The sequence below is a fragment of the Planomonospora algeriensis genome, assembly GCF_977012225.1.
This window is the reverse complement of record NZ_CDRNDK010000155.1, coordinates 1-13,158: the sequence shown is the minus strand read 5'-3', so window position 1 is coordinate 13,158 and position 13,158 is coordinate 1. Positions and strand designations below refer to the sequence as shown.

Here is a 13,158-nt window from a genome sequence, read left to right as displayed (position 1 = left end):
GGCACCGGACCGAGGCGCCCACCGGGCCGCGAGGTGCTCGGCAAGGGCGGGCGGCGCGCTCCCGGGCCGCTCGCTCTCGCCCGGGCGGTGTACGGGATCAACGCGGTCGGCGCGGGGGGCGCCTCGACGCCGCGCGGGCCGAACTGACCGAGGCGATCCGGCTGGCCAGGGAGGAGGTCCCGCCGCCCTGGCATCCGCTGATCGCACTGGCGGGCCCGATCGTCGCCCTCTTCCTGGGCGCCCGCCCGGACGACGGGCACCTCGACGAGATGTCCGTCCACCCCGACCCGTGGGTGAGGGCCCTGATCCACCTGTTCCTCGGGGCCGAGCAGCTCGCCGCCGGCCGGATCGGCGCCTGCGAGGCGGAGATGACGGCCTGCCTGGACGGTTTCCGCCGGCTCGGCGAACGCTGGGGCATCGGTAACGCGCTGGCCGTACTGGGCGAGCTGGACTTCCTGCGCGGTGAGCCGGAGCGGGGGCTGGAGAAGCTGCGCGAGGCCATCGCGGTGCTGGAGGAGATCACCGCGGTCGACGAGCTCGCCTACATGCGGGGCAGGCTCGCGTTCGCGCTCAACCTGACGGGCGACCGGGCGACGGCCGGGGAACTACTGGAGGAGTCGCTCCGCTTCGCCCTGCGCAGCGGCGACCGGGTCGGCGGGATGTCCCTGCTCGCCGCCCGAGGGGACTTCGCCCGCGAGGCCGGTGACTTCGCCGAGGCCAGGCGCTGCTACGCCGAGGCCTTGCGGGTGGTGGATTCCGAACCCAGCATGCCGGCGCAGGTCAGAGCGGTGATCGGCATCTCGCTCGGCCTGCTGGCCGAGCAGGAGGGGGATCTCGTCCGGGCCCGCCGCCTGCTGGGGGCGGCGCTGGAGCAGGCGGCGGGCTCGACGGACGCGGGCGCGCTCGGCATGGCGCTGATCGGCCTGGCGGGACTGGTCCTGTCGGAGGGCGACCCGGCCGGCGCGGCGGCACTGCTCGGCGGGGCCGCGACCGTCCGGGGCGTCGAGGCGGTGGTCGACTTCGACCACGTGCGGATCACCGGACGCGCGAGGGCCGCGCTCGGCGAGGAGGGGTTCTCCCTCCACTACGAGCGCGGCCGCGCGCTGTCCCGTGAGGACGTCGTCTCCCTGGCGGGCCGGCTGCCGCCGCACTCCCAGGCGGCTTCCCGATAGGGATCCGGTCCCCTTTCCCGGATCCGGCGTCCGGCCCCGCGGCGGGAACACCTCACACCCGGACGCGGAAGGCCCGGATCGCCAGGGGCGCGAAGACCACGGCGAACCCGGCCGCCCAGAGCAGGGAGACCATCGAGGCCGTGGCGACCTCGCCGCCGATCAGCAGGCCGCGGATGGCGTCGGCCAGGTGCGTGACCGGGTTGATGTCGGACCAGACCTTCAGCCACTCGGGGAAGGTCTGCGACGGCACCAGCGCGCTGCTGGTGAACGTCAGCGGCATCATGGTGGAGAAGGCGATCATCTGCACCTTCTCAGGGCTGGAGGCCTTGAGCCCGATCAGCACCGACATCCACGACATGGCCAGGGCGACCACCACCAGCAGCGCCAGGGCGCCCAGCAGGCCGATCACGCTCGTCTCGACCCGGAACCCCAGGATCATGCCGAAGCCGACGAGCAGTGCGAAGGCCCACACCTGCTTGGCCGTGTCGGCGATGATCCGGCCGGACAGCGGTGCGGTCCGCGCGATCGGCAGGCTCCTGAGCCGGTCGAAGACGCCCTTGGTGATGTCGGTGTTCAGCCCGATCGCGGTGGACAGCGTGTAGAACAGGGCGTTCTGCACGAGGAGGCCCGGCAGGGCGAACTGCAGGTAATCGCCCGTCGAACCGGAGATCGCGCCGCCGAACACGTAGGTGAACAGCAGCAGGAACATGATGGGCTGGATGCTCAGGTCGAGCAGCTCCCAGGGGTTGTGCTTGACCTGGACCAGGCTGCGCCAGGCCAGCGTCATCGTCTGCCGGAGCGTGGCCAGCGGGCCGACGTGCCCGGCCGGGACCGCCGCCGGCGCCGCGGTCGTCGTCATCGCGGTCATGCCGGGACCTCTTCCTTCTGCGTGGCTTCCTTCTCCGCGGCGGGGTCCTCTTCGGCCCGGTGGCCGGTGAGGGCCAGGAACACCTCATCCAGGCTGGACTTGCGCAGCGCCAGCTCGGTGGCGACGACGCCCAGGTCGTCGAGGCGGCGGACGACCGCGGGCACGACCGCCGGGTCGTGCACCGAGGCGGTGGCCCTGCCGCCGGTCAGGTCGGGGGCCTCGCCGATGACGTCGGCGACGACCTGGGAGACCAGGTCGAGGTCGGTGGGCTTGAGCGGCCGGACCTCGAGGATCTGCGCGCCGGTGGTCGCCTTCAGCTCGTCGGAGGTGCCCGAGGCGATCACCCTGCCGTGGTCGAAGACCACGATGTCGTCGGCGAGCTGGTCGGCCTCCTCGAGGTACTGGGTGGTGAGCAGAACCGACACCCCGTCGGCCATCAGCCCGCGCACGACGCTCCACAGCTCCGTCCGGCTGCGGGGGTCGAGGCCGGTGGTGGGTTCGTCGAGGAAGAGCACCTGGGGCCGCCCGACCAGGCTCGCCGCCAGGTCCAGGCGGCGGCGCATGCCGCCCGAGTAGGTCTTGGTGGCCCGGCCGCCCGCGTCGGAGAGGGCGAACCGCTCCAGCAGTTCGGCGGCCGCCGCCGGGAGTCGGCCCTCGACATGCCGAGGAGCCGGCCGATCATGACCAGGTTCTCCACGCCGGTGAGCATCTCGTCCACCGCGGCGTACTGCCCCGTGAGGCCGATGAGCGAGCGCACCTGGTGGGCCTGGCGCACCACGTCGAACCCCCCGACGGTGGCCCGGCCCTCGTCGGGGCGGAGGAGCGTCGCCAGGATCCGCACCGCGGTGGTCTTGCCCGCCCCGTTCGGCCCCAGGACGCCCAGCAGGCGCCCTTGAGGGACCACGAGATCGACTCCGTCGAGCGCGCGGGTCTCCCCGTAGCGTTTCACCAGGCCCTCCGCCCGGATGGCATGCTGCATGATCGGTTCCCTTCGTCGTGTGCCCTCCCAGAGTGACGGTCGCCACTGACACTTTCCTGAGCCCGCGCTGACGGCCGAGGGGATGACCGGGAGGGCGGCCGGAGAGGTGCTGACGGATCGCTGACGGATCGCTGAGAGGGCCGTTGAGAGGGCGGCTGGGAGGGCCGCTGGGAGGGCCGCGGAGGGACCACTGCGAGAGTGCCGGTACGGCACTCCGTCTGCCGGAACGCGACCGTCTAGGCTGGCGTTGTGAGCGACCAAACCGATACGAACGGGGATGTCACGGACGTGACGGAGTCGTCAGGCCAGGCCGGCGGCCGCCTCCTGCCGGCGCCGGGGCCCGGACGGGTCCCCCTGAGGGACCCCGCCAACCGCGTCTCCCGCAAGGCGATCGCGTTGTGGCTGATGGAGGGGACGGTCTGGACGGTGCTCCTGGTCGCCGGTTCCGTCCTGCTGGCCGGCTGGATCGGGGACGCCCGCTGGTCCTGGCTGCCCGGCTGGGTCGCGGACGAGATCGGGTTCCTCCCGTGGATGGTCGGAGTGGGCCTCACGCTGCTGACCGTCACCGAGTCCGTCTGGCGCTACGCGGTGCACCGCTGGGAGCTCACCGGGGACGTGGTCTACGCGCGCTCCGGATGGCTCAACCGGGACTGGGTGTTCGTCCCGGTCAGCCGGATCCAGACGGTGGACAAGGCCCAGGGCTGGTTCGAGCGCGTGCTCGGCCTGGCCACGGTCGAGATCCGTACGGCCTCCCACGCGGGGTCGTCCACGATCAAGGGCCTCGACTACGGGGTGGCCGCGGGGCTCGCCGAGGCACTCGCGCGCAGAGCCGAGGAACTGAGGGACGACGCGACGTGACCGGACCCTCGCCCCTGCCGGACCCCGGGCCCGCGGACCCCCGGCCTGCGAACCCCGTTTCCGAGGGCGTCGAACCGCCGGATTCCGTACGGCCGGACTCCACGCCGGGAGACGAAGCGCGGGGCTCCGGGCCTGCGGACCCCGGGTCTCCGGGGGCCGAGCGCCCCGATCGCGGACCGGTCGGCTCCGCCCCGCCCGGTTCCGTCCCGCCGGACTCCGCCCCGCCCGGCCACGGAGGGCCGCCGCCGGTCACCCCGGCGTTGCGGCTGAGCCCGAAAGTGCTGCTGACCGATCCGATCCGGATGCTGCCCTCGCTCTTCCTGCCCCTGGTCGGCGTCCTGTTCATCGGAGGCTTCTCGTCCGGTTCGTTCGTCTGGGCGTCGCTCGGCGTCGTCGGCTCGGTCGTCTACTCCGTCGTCCGCTGGGCGACCTTCACCTACCAGGTCGTCGGCGACCGGCTGGAGCTCACCCGGGCGCTGGTCAGCCGGTCGGTACGGACGATCCCGCTGGAGCGGATCCGCGGCGTCGACGTCAGCCACCCGCCACTGCACCGCCTGCTGGGCATCGCCGTCCTGCGGATCGACACCGGCGCGGGCGGCGACGAGAAGCAGGAGGGGGAGCTCGACGGGGTGACCGAGGCCGAGGCGGAGCGGCTCAAGGCCGTACTGCTCTGGCACGCCCGGGCCCGCCTGGCGCGGCGCGCCAGGACCGCGCCCGCGACCGCCGGCCTCCCGGGCCCCGGCACGGCGGGCTCCGGCACGGTGGGACACGGCGGTGCGGGGGCGGGTGAAGGAGTCCTCGCGGGGCTTCCGGCGGCGGGCTCCGACGCCTCCTCCTCGCTCCGCCACGAGGTCGGCGAGACGACCCCGGAGCGGGTCTTCTTCGTGGTGCCGCGCAGATGGCTCGCCTACGGTCCCCTCTCGGGGGCGTACCTGCTCACCCCCTTCGCGCTGGTGGCCGGCGCCGTGGGCGCCGCGTTCCAGTGGGGAGGGGAGCTCGGCGTCGACCGGCGGGTCATGTGGAGCGCGGCGGAGTGGCTGTGGGGGCACCGTCCCCTGCTGATCGCCGCCGTGGTGCTGCTGGTGTTCGTCACGCCGGTCATCGGCGTGGTGATGTACGCCGTGTTCAACTGGGACTTCACTCTGCGCGCCCGGGACGGCTACCTCATCGCGGAGCGGGGCCTGATCACCCGCCGGAGCGTGTCGCTGGAACGGCGCAGGGTGCGCGGGTTCGAGCTGGTCGAGGGCCTGGTCGAGCGCAGGACGGGGATGGCCAGGGCATGGGCCATCGTGACCGGGCTGGGGGACTCGCAGACCCGCGGCCAGCTCCTGCCCGTGGTGCCCCGCGCGGTCGCGCTCGACGTGGTGGGGGAGGGGATCGGCCCGATCACGACCGGCCTGCGGGCGCATCCCCCGGCGGCACGCCGGCGCAGGCTGTTCCGGGCCGTCTTCCCGTGGCTCGTGGTCGCGGCGTTCGCCTCGGCGGCCGCGCTGACCTGGTCCGGCCCCTGGTGGGGGCTGGTGGCGGCGGCGCTGGCGCTCGCGCTGCTCGGCATCCCGCTCGGCCTGGACCGCTACCGTTCGCTCGGGCACGCCTACGACGGTTCCCGCCTGTCGGTGCGGTCGGGGTCGCTGCGCCGCTCGCAGGCGGTGGTGGAACGGCGTGCCGTCGTGGGCTGGACGCTCAGCCAGACCTGGTTCCAGCGCAGAGCGGGTCTGCTGACCGTGGTCGCCGGAGTCGGAGCGGGGAGCGGGGGGTACGAGGCGCTGGACGTCGGAGAGGAGGAGGGCGTCGCCTTCGTCTCGGAGGTGACGCCCGACTGGCTCGCGCCGTTCGTCGCCTCCGACTGAGGGCTCTCCACCCGGCGCCCGCGGTGGGCTCCCCGCCTTCAGGCCGGTGACCCGGCGCGTTCCTGCGGCCCGGAGCGTTCGTGCGTCTCCGGGAAACCTCCGAGGCGTCCCCGGACGTCCCCGGACGTCCCCGGACGTCCCCGGACATCCCCGGGGCGCCGGGCGGTTCTCCGGTCAGTCGGGGCGCCGGGCGCCGAACATGATCTCGTCCCAGGTCGGCACGGACGCGCGCCGTCCCCGGCCGCGCTTCGCCGGCCGGGCGGCGCCGTCAGTGTGACCGTCACCTGCCGGGTACGGCTGGCGGACGTCGCGATGGCGCACCTTCCGGGCGGGGCGGACCTCACCTCGACCTTCACCGCGCCGGTCCACTCCTGGAGGTCGCGATGAACGGGTTCGCGGCGGGAGTCGTCGGGGCGCTTCTGCTGCTGGCCGGGATCGTCGTGGACGGGGGCCTGGTGCTCGCGGCCCGGGTGCGGGCGGTCAACGAGGCGTACGAGGCCGCGCGGTCGGGGGCCCGGCAGCTCGACTTCGGCGCCTACCGCCGCGACGGGGAGGTGCGGCTCGATCCGGGCCGCGCCCGGAGTGCCGCGCTGGCCTATGTCGCGGAGACCTCCGACAGCGCCACGGTGGACGTCTCCGGCGACACGGTGACGGTCGTCGTCCGGGTGGTCCAGCCGCCCCGGGTCCTCGGCCTGGCCGGGGTGGGCGCCTTCGAGGTCTCCGGCAGGGCCTCGGTGACGGCGCAGCGCCGGGTGGCGGGGACACCGCGATGAGAAAGGCCCCGGGGGCCGCCGACCGCGCGGGGACGTCGCGATGAGAAAGGCCCTGGGGACCGCCGACCGCGCGGTGGCGCGGGCGGTCGTGCGCATGGCGCGTTTTCTCGGGGTGGTCGCGCTGCTCTCGGTGGTCGAGCTGGGGATCCCGGTGCTGCTGGTCCGCCTGGGAGGTCCGCCGCCGCCCTCGTGGATCCTGCGGATTCCACAGGAGGCCCCGTCCTGGGAGGAGGTCCGGCGGATGCTCGCGGGCCCGCTCCCGGACGGCCTGCCGTACACGGTCCTGACCGGCGGGGGCTGGTTGCTGTGGGCGGCGTTCACGGTCGCGCTGCTCGCCGAGGTCGCCGTCGCGGCCCGGGGCGTGGAGATCGGCCTTCCGCTGCTCGGGCCGCTGAGGGCCGTCGCGGAGCGGCTGGTCGGCATGCTCTCCACGGCTCCGCCACCCGGTCCGCAGCCGACCGGACGCCGGGAGCCCTCGACGATCGTGGTGGCCGCCGCCGGTGACTCGTGGCCTACGGCTCCGATGAGAAGGATCACCCTGGAGAAGGACGCGACCGATCCGGGCGGCCTGCCACCGGCGGCCGGAACCCGCGTCCCGCAGGCCCCGGCCGCCGCGGGGACGCCGGTCCCGCTCTCCGGAGACCGGATCCCCCAGGCCCCGGCCGCCGAGGGGGCGCCGGTCTCCGGGGTGACGCGGGTCCCGCCGGTCCCGTTCTCCGGAACCCGTATCCCGCAGGCTCCGGCCGCCGAGGGGGCGTCGGTCCCGTTCTCCGGGGGGACGACGGTTCCGGTCTCCGCGCCGGAGCCCGCGTCGCCCGGAGTGCTCGTCGTGGAGACCCCGTCGGGTGGAGCGGTCTCTGCGACGTTCGCCGCCGGCGTCAGCACCGCCTACGCCACCGCGCGCTTCCACCGCCACCGTCGCCGGAGGATCCTCCCGCCGACCTTGATCGGACCGGAAGCCGGAACCGGAGCCGGGGCGGGAACTGGAGCTGGAGCCGGGGCCGGAGCCGGAGCTGGAGTCGGGGCGGGGAGCGGGGGAGGGCCGGAGGAGGAGCCGGAGCCCGCTCCCGTCGTCGGCGCGTTGCGCCGGGCCCATCTGCGGACCTACGCGGACAGAGGCGAGGCGCTGCCGTGCGACGCCGATCTGGTGCGGGAGGCGTTCTCCCTCGACGTGCCGGACCGGCTGCTCGCCGGTCACCGTGACGACCGGACCGGCGTCGAGGTCGAGCTCGCCGGACTGAGCCTGGGGCTCACGGGGCCGGGGGCGGTCCGGTCCGCCCGCGCGATCGTCCTGGACCTGCTGCGGCAGGCCGGGCGCTTCCGCGCCGAGGTCGTCATCCGTACGGCGGATGCGCGGGAGCTGTTCGGGCCCGCCGGGAGTGGATGGGAGGCCTCGGCGGGAGCCGTACCGGGGCTGACGGTCGTCGAGTCGGCCGACGCGGCGGTCGACCGGTTCACCGAGGCGCACTTCAGCAGGCGCCGGATGCTGATCGAGTACGGCGCCGCCGACGTCGCGGAGCTCCGGGAGCGCGATCCGGGCGAGGTGCTGCCCGTCGTCCTGCTCGTCGCGTCGGTGACCGAGGAGATCTTCGACTGGGACGTGGCCGCGCTGCTGGCCCCCTCCGCGCGGACCGGCACCGGGGCGCTGCTGCTGGGCGACTGGCCGCCGGGGACCACCTGCGAGGTCGGGCAGGACGGCCGGATCGGCGAGGCGAGGGGGTCGAAGGCCGAGGAACTGCTCGGTGCCCGGCTCTTCGGGTTCTCCGCCGGTGACGGGGGCGACTGCCTGCGCCTGCTCGCCGAGGCGGCCGCCGGGGACGGTGACGGCCGCGTCGGGAACGGACTCGACGAGGATGACGAGGATGACGAGGAGGGAGACGGGAACCGCGGCGGGGCGGACGCGGGCGGCGTCCCCGGTGCCTCCGGTGCCTCCGGTGCCTCCGGCGGGCGCGGTGCCCGCGGCTCCGCCGGGGGACGGGCGGATGCGGACGGGCTGCCCGTCTGGGAGGGGCCGGAGCCCGTACGCCTCTCGATCCTCGGGCGGCCGGTCGTCCAGGCGAAGGGCCGCCCCGGGGCGGTGCCCGTGGACGGTCCCCGGCTGCTCCTGCTCGTCCTGCTCGCCCTCCACCCGCAGGGACTGCGGACGGGGGAGATCCGTACCGCCCTGTGGCCGGGCACGGAGGCGGACGCGTGCGTCCACGACACCCTGCGGAGCCTGCGCGACGCGCTGCGGGCAGCCACCGACGGAGCGGACCGGGGCCGCCGGGACTCCCCGTTCATCACCGGGGACGGCGGGACCTACCGCATCGACCCGGCCATGGTCGCGGTGGACCTGTGGGACTTCGAGGCCGTGGTCGGGGAGGCGGGCACGGCCGCCGACGACAGGTCGCGGATCGACGCCCTGGACTGCGCCGCCCGGCTCTGCCGCGGGGCGCTGGCCGACGGGCTCGCCCGCGAGTGGCTCGACGACCGGCGCAGCGGGCAGCGGCGGGTCCAGACCGACGTGCTCGTCCGGCTCGCCGAGCTCCGGGCGCCCGCAGACCCGCAGGCCGCGCTCGACGTCCTGGAGCGGGCCGTCGCCCTGGACCCGGACCCGGAGGAGGCCTGGCGCCGCCTCATCCGCCTCCAGCTGGAGCTCGGCCACCGGGACCGGGCGGGTGAGGCGGCGACGCTCCTGCGCAGGCGCTGTGCGCGATGGGGGTACGGCCCACCCGAGAGACGGAGCGTCTGCTGTCCGAGCTGTGAGTGGCGGCGGGTGCGGTCTCCCCTCACGCCCCCGCGCGCTCGGCGGGCAGGCCCGTCTCGACGGGGAGACCCGCCTCGACCCAGTCCTGGATGCCCTCCCGGTACTTGCGCACGTCGGTGTAGCCGAGAGCGGACAGGCGCCGGGCGACCGCCTCGCTGTTGCCGCAGGCGGGGTTGGAGCAGTAGGTGACGATGGCGGCGTCCCGGTCGGGGAGCAGCTCGGCGGCGCGGACGGCGACCTCGCCCTCCACCAGGGCGACCGCCCCGGGCAGGTGCTGCTGTTCGTAGTAGGCGCCCCCGAGGGCGTCCACGACGGTGACGGTGCCCGCCTCGATCGCGGCCTTCAGCTCGTCGCGGCTGATCAGTGCGGTCATGTCGACCTCCGAAGTCAAGTGGACTATAGTCCGTTTGTGTGAACGACCCGAAAATTACCGGACCGCAGTCCGTTTCGTCAAGCGAGCCGCTGCGGACGCTGCTGGGAGAGACGCCGAAGGAGCGGGCGGACGCCGCGCGCAACCGGCTGAAGGTGCTGTCGGCGGCGGCGAGGCTGTTCCGGGAGAGGGGGGTGGACGGTGTCTCGATGGACGCGGTCGCCGCCGAGGCCGGGGTCGGGAAGGGCACGCTGTTCCGCCGGTTCGGCGACAAGTCGGGACTGGCCGCGGCCCTGCTCGACGAGCGCGAGCGCGAGCTGCAGGAGGCCGTCCTGTCCGGTCCGCCTCCGCTGGGCCCCGGCGCCCCGGCCGCCGAGCGGCTCTCCGCCTTCGTGGACGCCTACCTCGACTACCTGCTGGACCATCTCGACCTGGTCCGCATGTCCGAGACCGCCAGCCCCGGCGCGCGCTACCGGATCGGCGCCTACCGGTTCTGGCGTCTGCACGCGGCGATCCTGCTCGCCGAGATCCGTCCGGGATGCGACGCGACCCGCTCGCGCACGCGCTGCTCGCCCCGCTGGCGGCCGAGCACATGACGGCCCTGGCCGGGGAGTACGGCGAGGCGCGGGCGAGGCAGGCCGTCCGGGCCCTCGTGCTCGGCCGGGGCTGACGCTCATCCAGAGCCGTCGGAGGCCCGCCTCCCCGCCCGCCGCCCACCCCTCGGTCTGATCACTTTGTGTGGATTCGGCTTTTACGTCCGGCCGGGACCGACGGGGAAGCCGGGACCGGAGCTGTCAGGCGATCGGCACCGGACCGTCAGGCGGGACCGGCGTGGGCGGCCAGGACGCGCCAGCCGTACTCGTCGTCGTGGACCCAGGTCCGGGTGTAGCGCATCCGCCCGGCGAACGGCTCGCCCGCGAACGTGCCCGCCAGCCTGCCCAGGAAACAGGTCACGCCGGTCCGCCCCTCGACGAGCACGGTGAGGTCCTCCTGGACGACCTCCGTCATGACCTGCGTCCGCGAGCGATGGTTGTCCAGGTCGAGCTGCTTGGCGTCGGTGACGCAGGCGCCGTCCGGCGGGCCGGTGAAGACGAGCCGCTCGTGGAGCAGCCGGTCCAGCTCCCCGACGTCTCCGGCGAGCTGCGCCGCCTGCAGGCGCCGCTCGGCCTCGTGCAGTTCGTCCGTGAGCGTCTGGTCGGACATGGGAAACCCTTCTCTCCGCCGTCCCCGCTGCGGGCGCGGCGACTGACGTGGACATGATGCCTCTCGGCGCGGACACGCGGGAAGGAACCGTCCGGCGACGCCGCCTGGAGCGCTTCTCCGGGACTTCCCGGGTAGATTGATGATCGGCCGGGCCTTACCGGGCCTTGCCCCGCGATTCATCGATCCGGTCCGGCGAGACGGGGGCGTGAGCGTGACCGAACCGGAGGGCGGGCGGCTCCCGGCCAAGGAGGCGGACGTCCTCTGCCAGGACGCGCACCGCCTGCTCGGAGACGCGCGCGCCCTGCTCGGCGAGTACGCCCGGGCCCGGAAGGAGGCCGAAGGGGCGCTCGGCGCGCTCCGCGCCGGACTGGCCCGGGCCGAGCTGGGCCTGGGCAAGTCGATCGAGGCCATCGCCGCTCTGGCGCATCTCAAGGCGGAGGGGAGAACTCATTTCCTGGTGGTCTGCCCCACCAGCGTTCTGATCAACTGGCTGCGCGAACTCCGTTCACGCAGCACCCTGAGCGTTCACCCGCTGCACGGAACCGACCGTTCGGCGGCCGAGGAGGAATGGGTACGGCAGGGCGGCGTGGCCGTGGTCACCCTCGACAGCCTCTACCGGATGAAGGCGCCGGGCGCCGTCGAGGTCGGCATGCTCGTGGTCGACGAGGCGCACTACGTCAAGAACCCGCAGAGCCGGCGCTCCAGAGCCGTCGCCCAGTGGTGCCGGCACGCCGAACGGGTGCTCTTCCTGACCGGGACACCGATGGAGAACCGGGTGGAGGAGTTCCGCGTCCTGGTCTCCTACCTGCAGCCGGAGCTGGCCGCGAGTCTCCGCGGCAGCGGCGCCGCCGCCGGAGCGCGGGCCTTCCGCAAGGCCATCGCCCCCGCCTACCTGCGCCGCAACCAGCAGGACGTGCTCACCGAACTGCCGGACAGGCCGTTGTACTCCAGCCGTCGCAGCGTCTCGTTGAGGACCTTGGGGCTGATGCCGCCGATCCGGGTGACCAGCGCCCGCGGCCGCATCGGGTCGGCCTCGCCGAGCGTGTAGACCACGACGCCGTCCCAGCGGTTCGCGAGCACCTCGAACGCGAGGCGCGCCTGGCAGTCGGCGGTGTAGGCGGACCCCGGCGGGCCGGGCGACTTCTCCATGCCCCCATCCTGTCCGGTCCGACGCACACCGTGCGGTGCGCATCGGACCGCCTAACGTCACGGACCGGTGCCCCCTCCCGGGGCGCTTCGGAGCACACCGGATCCCCCGGAGCACACCGGATCGCTGACGATCCGGGGACAGTAGCCGCATCATGCGCATCGGAATCGTCGGTACGGGCGCGATGGCCACGACGCTGGGCGGCGCGTGGGTCCGCGCGGGACACGACGTCCTCGCGGTTCGCCTTCCCGGCACCCGCGGAGGTCCTGAGGGCTCCTCCTTAGGGCCACCCGGCCCGTTCCCGGCGGCACTCGGCCCGTTGTCGGCGGCACTCGGCCCGTTGCCGGGAGCAGCGGCCCGCCGCCCGCCGGAGGGAGACCGCCGGGACGCGCGGTCAGGGGCCGGTGAGGCGGCGGTCGCCGCGGGTGGTGACCACGAACACCTGCCAGTTGTAGTAGGCGTAGTAGTTCCGGATGTCGCGCTTGATCTGGCGCGCGTGCAGCCGCACCGCGTCGACGTACGCCCAGGAGTGGTTGTAGGCGTAGAGCGCGCGCCGGTAGTCGCGCGGCGCGCCCGAGGCGCGCAGGTAGTTGGCCGCGGCGAGCAGGGCGTCCCGGGTGTCGTGGACATCGCCGCCCATGCCGTAGGCGGCCCAGGTCCCCGGCATGAACTGCATGGGTCCCTTGGCTCCCGTGTGGCTGGGCGAGCGCACGCGGCCGAACTTCGTCTCGACGAACATCACCGCCGCCAGCACCTCCCAGTCGACGCCGAACCGGCGCTCGGCGTGCCGGAAGTGCTCGAGCAGGACGTCGGCGGGTTCGGGCTCCCGGACGCGGAACCTCGCGGGCCTGCTGACGGGGTGGACCAGGGAGAGCAGGTTCCGGCCGGCCGTCACGTTGTCCCTCGCCTCTCCGGCCAGGGCCTTCGACAGCTTCGGATAGGTGCGGGAGGCGACCTCCGGGTTGCGGGCCAGGTATCGGTAGACGCGCTGCTGGTGCAGGGCCAGCAGCACCACCGGCTCGGGAGCCCGTCCCCGGGCGGGGTCTCCGTCGCGGATCCAGTCGTCCACGGCCCGCCGGAGCCGCGCGGTGGTGTCGGTCAGGGCGCGGGCCAGCCGGGCGGGGTCCTTGGGGATCACCGCACCGGGGGCGGGCAGATCGGCGGCGGCCTCACGCGCGGCTGCGTCGCGCGC

The 13,158-nt window shown here is 74.3% G+C and carries 11 protein-coding genes and 2 pseudogenes; 7 read left to right on the top strand and 6 right to left on the bottom strand.

The window, feature by feature from the left end; all coding sequences use genetic code 11:
- Positions 1-1,172, top strand: a 1,172-nt coding sequence (locus tag ACWJ6R_RS17560) for a tetratricopeptide repeat protein (RefSeq protein WP_449063249.1), incomplete at its 5' end; no start/stop codon positions are given.
- A gap of 52 nt (positions 1,173-1,224) precedes the next feature.
- Here ACWJ6R_RS17560 and ACWJ6R_RS17555 read toward each other — a convergent pair.
- Both ACWJ6R_RS17555 and ACWJ6R_RS17550 read right to left on the bottom strand, forming a co-directional pair.
- Positions 1,225-2,040 (bottom strand): ABC transporter permease, encoded by an 816-nt coding sequence (locus ACWJ6R_RS17555; RefSeq protein WP_449063248.1) that lies wholly within the window; start codon positions 2,038-2,040, stop codon positions 1,225-1,227.
- Positions 2,037-3,019: pseudogene (locus tag ACWJ6R_RS17550) on the bottom strand (ATP-binding cassette domain-containing protein). The gene ACWJ6R_RS17555 and the pseudogene ACWJ6R_RS17550 overlap by 4 nt, the downstream one beginning before the upstream one ends.
- A 288-nt stretch (positions 3,020-3,307) precedes the next feature.
- Between ACWJ6R_RS17550 and ACWJ6R_RS17545 the strand changes: the two are divergent.
- The 3 genes from ACWJ6R_RS17545 (at position 3,308) to ACWJ6R_RS17535 (ending at position 6,500) form a co-directional block, all read left to right on the top strand.
- A complete protein-coding gene (locus ACWJ6R_RS17545; RefSeq protein ID WP_449063247.1) occupies positions 3,308-3,877 on the top strand; it encodes a PH domain-containing protein in 570 nt (189 codons plus the stop codon).
- 278 nt (positions 3,878-4,155) lie between these two features.
- Positions 4,156-5,727, top strand: a complete 1,572-nt coding sequence (locus ACWJ6R_RS17540) for a PH domain-containing protein (RefSeq protein WP_449063246.1) — start codon at positions 4,156-4,158, stop codon at positions 5,725-5,727.
- Positions 5,728-6,110: 383 nt separating this feature from the next.
- Positions 6,111-6,500 carry a pilus assembly protein TadG-related protein gene (locus ACWJ6R_RS17535; protein WP_449063245.1) on the top strand — a complete coding sequence of 130 codons (390 nt, stop codon included), beginning with the start codon at positions 6,111-6,113 and terminating at the stop codon, positions 6,498-6,500.
- Between the two features lie 2,768 nt (positions 6,501-9,268).
- Here ACWJ6R_RS17535 and ACWJ6R_RS17530 read toward each other — a convergent pair.
- The gene (locus ACWJ6R_RS17530) at positions 9,269-9,619 is read right to left on the bottom strand and encodes a rhodanese-like domain-containing protein (RefSeq protein ID WP_189238005.1); all 351 of its coding nucleotides are present in this window, start codon (positions 9,617-9,619) and stop codon (positions 9,269-9,271) included.
- A gap of 38 nt (positions 9,620-9,657) precedes the next feature.
- Here ACWJ6R_RS17530 and ACWJ6R_RS17525 point away from each other — a divergent pair, with 38 nt between their 5' ends.
- Positions 9,658-10,212 carry a TetR/AcrR family transcriptional regulator gene (locus tag ACWJ6R_RS17525; RefSeq protein WP_449063244.1) on the top strand — a complete coding sequence of 185 codons (555 nt, stop codon included), beginning with the start codon at positions 9,658-9,660 and terminating at the stop codon, positions 10,210-10,212.
- Complete coding sequence (locus ACWJ6R_RS17520) at positions 10,155-10,286, top strand: hypothetical protein (protein WP_449063243.1); 132 nt, start codon at positions 10,155-10,157, stop codon at positions 10,284-10,286. Before ACWJ6R_RS17525 ends, ACWJ6R_RS17520 begins: the two co-directional genes overlap by 58 nt.
- 146 nt (positions 10,287-10,432) lie before the next feature.
- Here ACWJ6R_RS17520 and ACWJ6R_RS17515 read toward each other — a convergent pair whose 3' ends face one another.
- Entirely contained in the window at positions 10,433-10,819 is a 387-nt protein-coding gene (locus ACWJ6R_RS17515) for a nuclear transport factor 2 family protein (RefSeq protein ID WP_189238007.1), read from the bottom strand.
- A 139-nt stretch (positions 10,820-10,958) separates the two neighbouring features.
- Between ACWJ6R_RS17515 and ACWJ6R_RS17510 the strand changes: the two are divergent.
- A pseudogene (locus tag ACWJ6R_RS17510) lies at positions 10,959-11,693 on the top strand (SNF2-related protein); the annotation flags it as partial.
- 14 nt (positions 11,694-11,707) lie between these two features.
- Here the strand turns inward: ACWJ6R_RS17510 and ACWJ6R_RS17505 are convergent.
- A complete protein-coding gene (locus ACWJ6R_RS17505; RefSeq protein ID WP_449063250.1) occupies positions 11,708-11,842 on the bottom strand; it encodes a hypothetical protein in 135 nt (44 codons plus the stop codon).
- Between the two features lie 518 nt (positions 11,843-12,360).
- The coding region (locus tag ACWJ6R_RS17500; RefSeq protein WP_449063242.1) for a transglycosylase SLT domain-containing protein at positions 12,361-13,158 on the bottom strand (798 nt) is incomplete at its 5' end.